Source organism: Salinicola aestuarinus, from assembly GCF_003206645.1.
In the GTDB taxonomy this organism is placed as follows: Bacteria; Pseudomonadota; Gammaproteobacteria; order Pseudomonadales; family Halomonadaceae; genus Salinicola; species Salinicola aestuarinus.
On the sequence record NZ_PZJP01000005.1, the window covers coordinates 863,595 to 874,809 of the forward strand.

At 66.7% G+C, this 11,215-nt stretch carries 11 protein-coding genes; 1 reads left to right on the plus strand and 10 read right to left on the minus strand.

All coding sequences use genetic code 11. The features are described from left to right. Positions 1-69: 69 nt before the first annotated feature. Positions 70-549 carry an Hsp20 family protein gene (locus DOM41_RS09325; RefSeq protein WP_110686537.1) on the minus strand — a complete coding sequence of 160 codons (480 nt, stop codon included), beginning with the start codon at positions 547-549 and terminating at the stop codon, positions 70-72. 320 nt (positions 550-869) lie between these two features. Continuing rightward, positions 870-2,084 carry a TraB/GumN family protein gene (locus tag DOM41_RS09330; protein WP_110686538.1) on the minus strand — a complete coding sequence of 405 codons (1,215 nt, stop codon included), beginning with the start codon at positions 2,082-2,084 and terminating at the stop codon, positions 870-872. A 130-nt stretch (positions 2,085-2,214) separates the two neighbouring features. Here DOM41_RS09330 and DOM41_RS09335 point away from each other — a divergent pair, with 130 nt between their 5' ends. Next, entirely contained in the window at positions 2,215-2,592 is a 378-nt protein-coding gene (locus tag DOM41_RS09335; protein WP_110686539.1) for a DUF2784 domain-containing protein, read from the plus strand. On the opposite strand, the gene sstT is transcribed toward DOM41_RS09335, so the two are convergent. From sstT to def, 8 genes are all read right to left on the minus strand, one after another. Beyond that, the gene (gene sstT, locus DOM41_RS09340) at positions 2,589-3,878 is read right to left on the minus strand and encodes a serine/threonine transporter SstT (RefSeq protein WP_110686540.1); all 1,290 of its coding nucleotides are present in this window, start codon (positions 3,876-3,878) and stop codon (positions 2,589-2,591) included. The genes DOM41_RS09335 and sstT overlap by 4 nt on opposite strands. Positions 3,879-4,014: 136 nt before the next feature. Continuing rightward, positions 4,015-5,463 carry a TrkH family potassium uptake protein gene (locus DOM41_RS09345; protein WP_110686541.1) on the minus strand — a complete coding sequence of 483 codons (1,449 nt, stop codon included), beginning with the start codon at positions 5,461-5,463 and terminating at the stop codon, positions 4,015-4,017. A 106-nt stretch (positions 5,464-5,569) separates the two neighbouring features. After that, the gene (gene trkA / locus DOM41_RS09350) at positions 5,570-6,943 is read right to left on the minus strand and encodes a Trk system potassium transporter TrkA (RefSeq protein ID WP_110686542.1); all 1,374 of its coding nucleotides are present in this window, start codon (positions 6,941-6,943) and stop codon (positions 5,570-5,572) included. A gap of 166 nt (positions 6,944-7,109) precedes the next feature. Next, a complete protein-coding gene (locus DOM41_RS09355) occupies positions 7,110-7,316 on the minus strand; it encodes a dodecin (RefSeq protein WP_110686543.1) in 207 nt (68 codons plus the stop codon). Positions 7,317-7,382: 66 nt separating this feature from the next. Beyond that, the gene (locus tag DOM41_RS09360) at positions 7,383-8,075 is read right to left on the minus strand and encodes a nicotinamidase (protein ID WP_245391788.1); all 693 of its coding nucleotides are present in this window, start codon (positions 8,073-8,075) and stop codon (positions 7,383-7,385) included. 98 nt (positions 8,076-8,173) lie between these two features. Beyond that, positions 8,174-9,508: a 16S rRNA (cytosine(967)-C(5))-methyltransferase RsmB gene (rsmB, locus tag DOM41_RS09365; protein ID WP_110686544.1), complete on the minus strand. Its 1,335-nt coding sequence runs from the start codon at positions 9,506-9,508 to the stop codon at positions 8,174-8,176. Then, a complete protein-coding gene (fmt, locus tag DOM41_RS09370) occupies positions 9,505-10,509 on the minus strand; it encodes a methionyl-tRNA formyltransferase (protein ID WP_110686545.1) in 1,005 nt (334 codons plus the stop codon). The genes rsmB and fmt overlap by 4 nt, the downstream gene beginning before the upstream one ends. 156 nt (positions 10,510-10,665) lie before the next feature. Continuing rightward, positions 10,666-11,178: a peptide deformylase gene (gene def, locus DOM41_RS09375; protein WP_110686546.1), complete on the minus strand. Its 513-nt coding sequence runs from the start codon at positions 11,176-11,178 to the stop codon at positions 10,666-10,668. Between the last annotated feature and the right edge of the window lie 37 nt (positions 11,179-11,215).

The following is an 11,215-nucleotide window of genomic DNA, read 5'->3' on the forward strand; positions in this document are numbered from 1 at the left end:
GTGGATCACTCCACCGGGGCGTTGTCATGCAGAGGCCAATGCCGTCGTTATCGCGGCGATGTCACCGTGTCAGGCGGTGGCTGTCTCGGCGACGGGCGCTGACGAGACATCGGTCATCTGCCTCTGACCCGTGCTGATCGGAATCTGGCGCGGACGCTGCTCTTCGGGCACCACGCGCAGTAGATCGACGATCAGCAGGCCGTTCTCCATGCGGGCTCCCTGAATCTCGATGTTCTCATCGAGACGGAACGATAGCTTGAAACCGCGCTGGGCGATGCCCTGATGCAGATACTGGATGGCATCGTCCTGCTCTCGCTCGCGGCGAGCAGCGCTAATGCTCAGCACGCGCTTGTCGACGTTGACGTCGAGCTCCTCCTCGCTGAAGCCCGCGGCGGCAACGGCGATGCGATAGTCGTTCTCGCCATGTTTTTCGACGTTGTAGGGCGGGTAGCTCGGCACGTCGTTCTGCACGGCGTTCTCGAAGAGATCGTTGAGGCGATCGAAGCCGATGGAGCGACGGAAGAGTGGAGAAAGAGACATCGTGTTCATGTACAACCTCCTGAAACTCAGCGAAGTCATAGCGGGCCCGAGCCCATCTCGGGTCACCGTCAGCGAACCCGCTTGGCGGCGTTCGCCGTCGAGGAAATGACGCATTCGACACGTCGTCGGCGCGAGCGCGCCGCCTCGACGCTCTGTTAAATAGTGGCTTCGGCGCGGCTTTCAAGGGGCGCGATCGATTGCGAACGCTATTTTTTTGCACCGCTGGCAAGCGCCCTGCGTGGCCAACACGTTGGGCGGGGCGCCTGATGAGGATGACGAGCCTCTCGAGAAAGCAGAGACCGGCGTCAGTCCTCACTTGGGGGGGGAATCTAGCCGAATAGCTGCCCGGCGATGCGCAGCCCGGCGACCCAGGTGGCGACCGCGGAGCCCAGCGTCGAGAGCAGGAAGACCAGCAGGGTGCGGGCGACGCGGTTGCGCCACCAGCCGCGCCAGTGACCGACGTCGCTGCGCAGTTTGGAGAAGTCGCCCACCGTCGGCCGACGCAGGTAGAGCTCGGCGCCGGCCGTGACGAAGCCGACCCCGATGGTCGGGTTGAGCGAGGTGAGCGGGGCGGCGACGAAGGCGGCCAGCACCGTGAGTGGGTGAGCGAGGGCAACCGCCGCGCCCAGCGCCGAGAGCGTGCCGTTGATCAGTACCCACTCGGCCACCAGCGACCAGCCGAAGCCAGCGTCGCGGCTGAAGCCGATAGCGAAGCCGGTCAGCACCAGCGCCACGATGACCCAGGGCAGCGCTTTCCAGCCGCGCGAGCGGGGTTTCGTGGTTTCCAGCGTCTCGCGCGCCTGACGCGCGCTGTCCGGGGAGATCGGCGCCGCCTCCAGTTCGCGCAGATGACCGGTCATGCCCTTGAGGTGGCCGGCGCCGACCACGACCAGCACCCGCTGGGCGCCGCCGTCGGGCAGTGTTTCCACCAGCTTGAGCGCCATGTAGCGGTCGCGCTCGGCGATCAGCGGCTCATACAGCGACTGCGATTGCTCGGCGAATTCCGCGAAGGTCGACTCGAGCACGTCGCCCTCCTTGAGCTTCTCGATCTCCTCGCTGGAGACCTTCTGACGGGACAGCACGCTGCCGAGCAGCCCCGAGATCAACCCCGCGCGCTTGTACCAGGGCACGTTCTGATAGATTCGCTTGAGAGTGACGCCGATCTCGCGGTCGATCAGGTAGAGCGGCACGCCGGCGCGCTCGGCACCTTTCACCGCGGCGCGCATCTCGGCACCGGGCTCGACCCCGGACTGCTCGGCGACGCGCTGTTGAAAGGCGCCCAGCGCCAGACTCGCGGCGACCATGCCCGCCTTGCCCTGCTTGAGCACCTGAAAGAGATCCATCTTGGCCATGGCGTTGGGCTGCACCAGGCTCTGGTGGCGGGAAGCGCAGAGCTCGATGGCGACGGCGTCGAACTCGCCGGAGCGAATCATCGCCGTCACCTCGTTGGCACTTGCTTCGGAAACGTGGGCGGTGCCCAGCAGGGTCAGGCGGTGGGCGGCGAGATCGGCGGTCTCGCGCGGGCCCTGAGTGGGGTCGGTCATGGTGTCTCGCTGTCAGAGGAGCCGACGACGCGGATGGCGTCGAGACGAAGGTGAGCGGATTATCGCCAAAGCGCTGGCGGGGAACAAATCGACCGCAGCGATCGAGGCGCAAGCGACTCGGGAGGAATCGATGGGGTATCGCGTCATGGCGGATGCGGTGCTGATCCTGCATCTGGGGTTCATTCTGTGGGTGCTGCTCGGCGCCCTGGCGGTTTGGCAGCGACCGTGGCTGGCGCTCTGCCATCTGCCGGCCTGTGTGTGGGGGACGCTGGTCGAGCTCAATGCCTGGCTCTGCCCGCTGACGCCGCTGGAGAACCGGCTGCGTCAGTGGGGTGGCGAGGCGGGCATCGGCGAGAGTTTCATCGCCCACTATCTGCTGCCGATTCTCTACCCGACGGGACTGACGCCGGCCATTCAGTGGTGGCTCGGCGTCATCGTGGTGGCGCTCAACGGGGGGCTCTACGCGGCCATGCTCTACCGCCGCTGGCAGCGCCGCCGCCCGGACTAATCGCTTGCGGCCTGGCTGACGTGACCGGTGGTCCGGTCCGGGGACGCGGTGTCAGCCTCGTCGCCCAGGCGCCGCCTGGCACCGGGGGAGCGGCAGGCGGCCGCGGTGAAGAGCACGTCGGTGGAGGAGTTGAGCGCAGTCTCGGTGGAATCCTGCAGCACGCTGATGACGAAGCCGATGGCGACGATCTGCATGGCGACGTCGGCGGAGATGCCGAACAGGCTCGCCGCCATCGGAATGAGCAGCAGCGAACCGCCGGCGACGCCGGAGACACCGCAGGCCGCCAGGGCCGACACCACGCAGAGCAGAAACGCCGTCAGGAAGTCGACGCCAAGGCCGAGCGTGTGGGTCGCGGCCAGCGTCATCACGGTAATGGTGATCGCAGCGCCGGACATGTTGATTGTCGCGCCCAGCGGAATCGACACCGAGTAGGTGTCATGGTGCAGCTTCAGACGCTGGCACAGCGCCATGTTGACCGGAATGTTGGCCGCGCTGCTGCGGGTGAAGAAGGCCGTGATGGCGCTGTCGCGCAGGCAGGTGAAGACCAGCGGATAGGGGTTCCTGCGGGTGTAGGCGAACACGATCAGCGGGTTGGTCACCAGCGCCACGAACGCCATGCAGCCCAGCAGTACGCCGAGCAGGTGCGCATAGTTGGCGAGTTCCCCCAGGCCGGTATCGGCCAGCGTGTTGGCGACGAGTCCGAAGATACCCAGCGGCGCGAAACGGATGATAAAACGCACCAGCCCCGACACCGCATCGGAGAGATCGCCAAGGGCGTTGCGGGTGGTGTCGCTGGCCTTGCGCAGCAGCAGCCCGAGACCCACGGCCCAGGCGAGAATGCCGATGAAGTTCGCCTCCACCAGCGCATTGACCGGATTGTCGACCGCACTGAGCGCGAGATTGCGCAGCACCTCGATGATGTCCGACGGCGGCGTGCCGTCGGCCGGCGGCGCGTCGATCGACAGCGTGGTCGGAAAGGCGAAGCTGGCGACCACGGCCACCAGCGCGGCCACCAGCGTGCCGACCAGATAGAGGCCGAGGACGCCATGGACCTGCGTCGGCCGCCCCCGCTGATGCGCCGCGATGGCCGCCATCACCAGCACGAAGACCAGAATCGGCGCGATCGCCTTGAGCGCGTTGATGAAGAGGTCGCCAAGGATGGCGAACGACTGCGCGATACCCGGGGCTTTCATCGCCAGCGCCGCACCGAGGATGATGCCGATGAGAATCTGCGGAATCAGCCCCAGCCGGGGCAGGGCGGAACGACGAGCGGAACTGGCGGACATGGAGCTCTCTTGTAGGCCGAGACGTGGGGTGCGCAGGCGCGACCGCGGATACCCGGGAAAAACCGGCGAAGCCGCGCATTCTAGCACCGCCACGCCTGTCGCACGCCACCGTTGGGGCGACGCCTTTCGACCCGCTTCAGCGTCGCCAGAACGCCGGCGTGAACAGTACCAGTACCGTGAAGATTTCCAGTCGCCCCAGCATCATCGCCACGACCAGTATCCACTTGGCGGTATCCGGGATGCTGCCGTAATCGGTGGAGACCGCCCCGAGGCCAGGGCCCAGATTGTTGAGCGCGGATCCCACGGCCGACCACGCCGTCACCTGATCGAGCCCAGTGGCGAGCAGCCCCAGCAGCATCAGCACGAAGAGCATGAGATAGACCGAGAAGAAGCCCCACACGGCCTCGGCAACCCCCTCGGAGATGCGCATCTTGCCCACCTTGACCGCAAAGATGGCGTTGGGATGGATCAGACGGTGAATTTCGCGGATCCCCTGTTTGACGATCAACAGGATACGAATGACCTTCATGCCGCCCCCCGCGGAGCCGGAGCAGGCGCCGACGAATGCGGCCATGAACAGCAGGATCGGCAGCACGCCGGGCCAGAGCGTGAAATCGGCAACGCTGAATCCGGAGGTCGTTGCCACCGACACCGACTCGAACAGGCCATGGCGAAAGCCGGTGGCGTCGTGGTAGGTGCCGGTGACGAACAGGGTGGTCACGGTGACCACGACCAGCAGCATGAGAAAGACGGCGAAAAAGCGGAATTCCGGGTCACGGATGTACTGCAGCAGGCGCTTCTCGCGCCATACCGCAAAGTGCAGCCCGAAGCTCACCGACGACACGATCATGAAGAACACGCAGATCAGTTCGATGGTGGCGCTATCAAAGTGCGAGATGCTGGCATCGTAGGTCGAGAACCCGCCGACGGCAACCGTCGCGAAGCTGTGGCCGATGGCGTCGAAGGCGTTCATGCCGGCGAGCCAGTACGCCAGCGCGCAGACGATGGTCAGGATCAGGTAGATGTACCACAGCGCCTTGGCGGTCTCGGTGATTCTCGGGGTGAGCTTGGAGTCCTTGAGCGGTCCCGGGATCTCGGTGCGATAGAGCTGCATGCCACCGATGCCCAGTGTGGGCAGAATCGCCACCGCCAGGACCACGATCCCCATGCCGCCCAACCACTGCAGCTGCTGGCGGTAGAAGCGAATCGAGGCGGGGAGGTGTTCGATGCCGCTGAGTACCGTCGCCCCGGTGGTCGTGAGTCCGGAGAACGACTCGAAGACGGCGTCGGTGAACGACATCGACGGCGCCGCCGAGACCATGAAGGGAATCGTCCCGAAAAGCCCCAGCACGCCCCAGAACAGGACCGTGATGATGAAGCCGTCGCGGGTGCGCAGCTCGCGTCGGGCACGGCGGTTGGGCCAGTAGAGCATCGCCCCGGTCAGCACCGAGATCGCCATGCCGCTGGCGAACGCGTACCAGTTGCCGTCGTGGTAGATCCGCGCAATCACCATCGGCGGCACCATGGTCAGGCTGAACAGCATCAGCAACAGCCCGACGATGCGAAGAATGACGAAAAGGTTCACGGCGCCGGGCTTCCTGTCGGTCGAGGCGGTGCGACACGCCGGGTCAACGTGTCGGCATGGGCGAATGTGACGGGGGGGAGCGAGGCGTCAGGGGGCGACAACGGCATCAGAAGAACGTCAGACCGACCTGGAACAGCCGTTCGACATCACGAATCCGGCGCTTGTCGACGACGAACAGAATCAGGTGGTCGCCGCTTTCGATCATCACATTGTCGTGGGCGATAAGTACCTCCTTACCGCGCACAATGGCACCGATGCTGGTACCGCTCGGCAGCTCCACCTCTCCGATGGCGCGCCCGATCAGCTTCGACGAGCGCTTGTCGCCGTGGGCGATCGCCTCGATCGCCTCGGCAGCACCGCGCCGCAGCGAGTGGACGTTGACGATGTCGCCGCGGCGCACGTGAGTCAGCAGGCTGCCGATGGTCGCCTGCTGCGGCGAGATGGCGATGTCGATCTCGCCGCCCTGGACCAGGTCCACGTAGGCTGCGTTGTTGATCAGCGTGAGCACCTTCTTGGCGCCGAGACGCTTGGCCAGCATCGACGACATGATGTTGACCTCGTCGTCGTTGGTCAGCGCGCAGTAGATGTCGCAGTCCTCGATGTTCTCCTCGAGCATCAGCCGCTTGCTGGTGGCGCTGCCGTGCAGCACCACGGTGCGGTCGAGTTTCTCCGACAGCGCCCCGCAGCGGGTGAGATCGTGCTCGATGATCTTGACCTGATGCTTGTGCTCGAGCGTCTCGGCCAGGCGCTCGCCGATGTTGCCGCCGCCGGCGATCAGCACGCGGCGGAAGTTGCGGTCGACCTTGCGCAGCTCACCCATGACGGTACGAATGTCGCGGCGCGCGGCGATGAAGAAGACCTCGTCGTCCGCTTCGATGACCGTATCGCCGGTAGGGATGATCGGCCGGTCACGGCGATAGATCGCCGCCACTCGGGTATCGACGTCGGGCATGTGGCGACGCAGGAAGCCCAGCTCCTGCCCCACCAGTGGACCGCCGTAGTAGGCCTTGACCGCCACCAGCTGGGCGAGCCCGCCGGCGAAGTCCAGCACCTGCAGGGCGCCGGGGTACTCGATCAGCCGGCGAATGTGGTCGGTGACCACCTGCTCGGGACTGATCAGCACGTCCACCGGCATGGCGTCGTTGGAGAAGAGGCTCTTGCGGGTCAGGTAGGCGGTCGAGCGCACGCGACCGATCTTGGTCGGCGTGCGAAAGAGCGTATGCGCGACCTGGCAGGCGACCATGTTGATTTCGTCCGAGCTGGTCACGGCGATCAGCATGTCGGCATCCTCGCCGCCCGCCTGGCGCAGAATATTCGGGTACGAGGCGGTGCCGATCACGGTGCGGATGTCGAGCCGATTCTGCAGCTCGCGCAGGCGCTCTTCGTCGATGTCGACGACAGTGATGTCGTTCTCTTCGTGTGCCAGATGCTCGGCCAGCGTGCCGCCGACCTGGCCGGCGCCAAGAATGATGATTTTCATGCCAAACCGTATAGGAAGAGAAACGAAAGTGGGCGTGGTCGCACGCGGCGCACCGAGGCGCCGCTGTCAGGGCGTAGGATAAACACCCCGTGGCGTGAATGACACCACGACGAAAATGACATCGGAACATGGGACGCCGCGCCCGGCAGGCGGCGCGGCGACGGGGTCATTCGAGGGTGATGCCGACCTTGACGGTGACCTGCCAGTGGCCGATGCGGTTGCCTTCCAGGTGACCGCGGGTCTCGGTGACCTCGAACCAGCGCATGCCGTGGAGCGATTCGCTCGCCTTGGTGATGGCGTTCTGAACCGCCTCCTCGATGCTCGTCGGCGATGAGCCGGTGATCTCGATCTGCTTGTAGACGTGATCGCTCATGTAACGCTCCTTGGTCTGGGTGAAAACAGCGGACTGAAAGGATCGAGGCGGCGCGTCGGGCCAGACTCACTCGTCGACGATGACGACGCCGAGAGATTCCAGACGCTGTCGGGTGTCGTCATCGGTCTCGAAGGTGACCGGACGCGTCAACGGCCATAGAAAATGGGTGCGAAAACCGGCGGCGACGGCGTCTTCTGCCGTCCATAGCACGCAGACGTCACGGGCCAGGCCGCAGAGGTAGACATCGGTGACGCCGCGATCCCGCAGCCAGCCGGCGAGCCCGGTGGCGGGGCGCTGGCCATCGGGGCCGACGTTGTTGCGAAAGGCGCTGTAGGAGTCGATCCGCGGGTGGGTGCCCTTGCGGATGATCACGTCGCAGGCAGACCAGTCGATGGCGGGGTGCAGCGCGGCGCCTTCGCTTTTCTGAAGGCAGTGATCCGGCCACAGCGTCTGGCTGTGGCCGAAGTGCTCGATCGCCTCGAACGGCTGATGCGGCGGATGGCTGGAGGCGAAGGAGACGTGCCGGGTCGGATGCCAGTCCTGCGTGGCGACCACGTGGCCGAAGGCATGCTGGCCCAGCAGCCACTCGATACCCGGCAGGATGGCGTCGCCCTCGGTGCAGGCAAGCGCGCCGCCCGGCATGAAGTCCGGCTGGACGTCGACCACGATCAACGCGCTCTCGGCGGCGCTGCCCTCGAGCGTCGGCATCGCGGGCTGGGTCTGCGGTTCGGGGCTTTCATCGATGACTTCGTCGTGCATCTGGGTAGAACTCCCGCTGGCGCGTCAGTCGCGTGTCGGCCCAGTATCGGAGCCCTTGACACCCGGTGCAAGTCACACCGGGTGCAACTCAGCCCGGCTCAGGCGGCCTTGACGAGTCGGGCGTAGAAGAAACCGTCGTGCCCGTTCTGCGCCGCCAGTAGTTGGCGACCGGCGCCGGCAGCCGCGCCCCAGGTGACGTCCGCGGGGGTGTCCGCGCTGGCGTCCGCGGTGCGCGCGAGAAACGCGGCGATCTGCTCATCGTTCTCCGCCGGCAACACCGAGCAGGTGGCGTAGAGCAGGGTGCCGCCGGGGGCGAGGCGCTGCCACAGCGCGTCCAGCAGGCGTGACTGCAGGGCGGCCAGCGCGTCGATATCACTTTCGCGCCGGGCCAGCTTGATGTCCGGATGACGACGAATGACGCCGGTGCCCGAGCAGGGGGCGTCGAGCAGAATGGCGTCGAACGCTGCCGCGCCTTCGGGGGGCGTGGCGCTGGCGTCGGCCGCCTCGAGGCCGGCGGAGAGACCGAGCCGCTCCAACGTCGCCTCGACCCGCGACAGGCGTTCGGCGTCGATGTCGGCGGCGGTGAGCGCGATATCGAAGCGCTCCAGCAGGTGCGCACTCTTGCCTCCCGGGGCGCTGCAGGCGTCGAGTACCCGCGCGTTGGGGGCATCGGCCAGCGCCGGCGCGAGGAGGCTGGCGCAGAGCTGGGCCGCTTCATCCTGCACGCTGACGTCGCCGTCGGCGAAGCCGGGTAGCTGCTCGACGTCGAACGGGGTCGCCAATTGAATGCCGTCTTCGACGTGGACGCAGGCGGTCGCGTCGATACCCGCCGCGGCAAGGCGTTCCAGATAGGCGTCGCGCGTGGTGTGCCGGCGATTGACCCGCAGCGTCATCGGGCCGGGCTCGTTGTTGGCGTGACACAGCGCCTCCCACGACGTCGGCCAGGCGCTGCGCAGCGCGTCGACCAGCCACGCAGGGTGCATCAAGGCGACGGCCTCGTCACGATCGACCTTCGCCTCCAGCGTGGCGGACTCGCGCTGGAAGCGGCGCAGGCAGCCGTTGAGCACGCGGGTCGCCCAGGTCTTGCCGAGCGCGCGGGCGGCGCCGGCGCTCTCGCTGACGGCGGCATGGGCGGGGACGCGCATGTGCAATAGCTGGTAGAGCCCGAGCATCAGCAGTGCCTGGACATCGGCATCACGCTGCTTGAACGGCTGACGCAGCAGCTCGCCGGCGAGCGCATCCAGTCTTGGATAGGTGCGGCAGACGCCGAAGCAGAGCGCCTTGACGAAGCCGCGGTCGCGGTCGCTGACCGCCATGCCGGAGAGACGCTGGTCGAGCGTGGCAAGCGATGCCTGACCGTTGATCACCGGGGCGAGCAGCGTCGCGGCGGCGGCGCGCGCGTCCTTGATACGGCTGGATTGGGAGGATTTCAAGACGGTGTCTCCTGGGCGGGGCTACCGAGGCGCTGGCCCGGTGCGAGCCGCGAATGATTGGCGTTGAGTAGATCCCGAGCGGTGAGCGGTTTGCCCCCCGGTAGCTGCAGGCGGGTGATGCGCAGCACGTCGTTGCCTGTCTCGCCGCAGGCGATGCGCAGGGCATCCTCTGCCGGCGTCAGCAGCGTGCCCGGGGCACTCGGCGATTGGGAGGCCACGTTCGACTCGGGTTCGGCGAACCACACCCTCAGCGTCTCGCCCGCCAGGCGGCTCCAGGCGACCGGCCAGGGATTGAAGGCGCGGATGCGACTGGCCAGTTCGGTGGCAGTCCGGGTGAAGTCGAGCTCGGCCTCGGCCTTGGAGAGCTTGGCGGCGTAAGTGACGCCGGCTTCCGGCTGCGGCGTCGCGGTGAGCCGCCCTTCGCTCAGCGCATCCAGCCCGTCGACCAGTGTCTTGCCGCCGAGTGCGGCCAGCGTGTCGTGCAGCGAGCCGCCGGTCGTGGTGGCATCGATCGACGTTGACGCGGTCATCAGACTCGCCCCGGTGTCGAGCCCCGCATCCATCTGCATCAACGTGATGCCGGTCTCGGCATCGTCGGCTTCGATGGCGCGCTGGATGGGGGCGGCGCCGCGCCAGCGCGGCAGCAGCGAAGCGTGCACGTTGAGGCAGCCGAGTCGCGGGATATCGAGTACCGCCTGCGGCAGCAGCAGGCCGTAGGCGACAACGATCATCACGTCGGCTTCGAACGCCGCCAGCCGGGCGCGGGCGTCGGCGTCCTTGAGCGTCTCGGGCTGCTCGACCGGCAGGTCGTGCTCGAGGGCGAGGCGTTTGACCGGGCTCGGCGTGAGCTTGCGTCCGCGTCCGGCGGGGCGATCGGGCTGGGTGTAGACGCCGACCACGCGGTGGCGTGAGGCGAGCAGCGCCTTCAGGCTCTCGGCGGCGAAATCGGGCGTGCCGGCGAAAACGATTCGCAGGGCGGGCGCATCGGAGCAGTCGCTCATGCGGCGGGGGTCCTCTGTCGGAATGGGGGGGCGCTCAGGTCACGGGATCGGCGGCGGGTCTCGGCGCGCGCCTGGGGCCAACGTACCCGGGCCGGCATCGCAGTGATGACCGGCCCGGTACGTATAGCAGTCGATGTCGACGGCGGGCGTCGAAGGTCAGGCGTTCTGATCCTGACGGTGGCGCTTCTGCATCTTCTTGAGCACGCGGTCGCGCTTGAGCGGCGACAGGTAGTCGACGAACAGGACGCCCTCGAGGTGGTCGTACTCGTGCTGAATGCAGTGCGCCAGCAGGCCGTCGGCCTCGAGCTCGTAGGCCTTGCCGTCGCGATCGGTGGCCTTGAGCCGGACACGCAGCGCGCGCGGCACTTCGGCGTAGTAATCGGGAATCGACAGGCAGCCTTCCTGCAGCGGCTGACGCTCGTCGTCGAGCGGCTCGTAGCTCGGGTTGATCAGCACCAGCGGCGAGCTGCGGTCATCGCTGACGTCCATCACGATCACTCGCTGGTGCACGTCGACCTGCGTCGCCGCCAGGCCAATGCCGGAGGCGTCGTACATGGTCTCGATCATGTCGTCGACCAGGGCGCGGATGTCGTCGTCGACCTGCTCGACCGGAGCGGCCTGGGTTCGCAGACGTGGATCGGGATATTCGAGGATGGTTCTGATGGCCATAGCGTGGACGCCCGTCGGCAGGTAATGAAATAGCTCG

Coding starts and splice junctions, on each gene's coding strand:
- trkA (WP_110686542.1), bottom strand. CDS start 6,943: ATGAAAATCATCATTCTTGGCGCCGGCCAGGTCGGCGGCACGCTGGCC.
- DOM41_RS09330 (WP_110686538.1), bottom strand. CDS start 2,084: ATGACCGACCCCACTCAGGGCCCGCGCGAGACCGCCGATCTCGCCGCC.
- DOM41_RS09355 (WP_110686543.1), bottom strand. CDS start 7,316: ATGAGCGATCACGTCTACAAGCAGATCGAGATCACCGGCTCATCGCCG.
- sstT (WP_110686540.1), bottom strand. CDS start 3,878: ATGTCCGCCAGTTCCGCTCGTCGTTCCGCCCTGCCCCGGCTGGGGCTG.
- DOM41_RS09335 (WP_110686539.1), top strand. CDS start 2,215: ATGGGGTATCGCGTCATGGCGGATGCGGTGCTGATCCTGCATCTGGGG.
- def (WP_110686546.1), bottom strand. CDS start 11,178: ATGGCCATCAGAACCATCCTCGAATATCCCGATCCACGTCTGCGAACC.
- DOM41_RS09325 (WP_110686537.1), bottom strand. CDS start 549: ATGAACACGATGTCTCTTTCTCCACTCTTCCGTCGCTCCATCGGCTTC.
- fmt (WP_110686545.1), bottom strand. CDS start 10,509: ATGAGCGACTGCTCCGATGCGCCCGCCCTGCGAATCGTTTTCGCCGGC.
- DOM41_RS09360 (WP_245391788.1), bottom strand. CDS start 8,075: ATGCACGACGAAGTCATCGATGAAAGCCCCGAACCGCAGACCCAGCCC.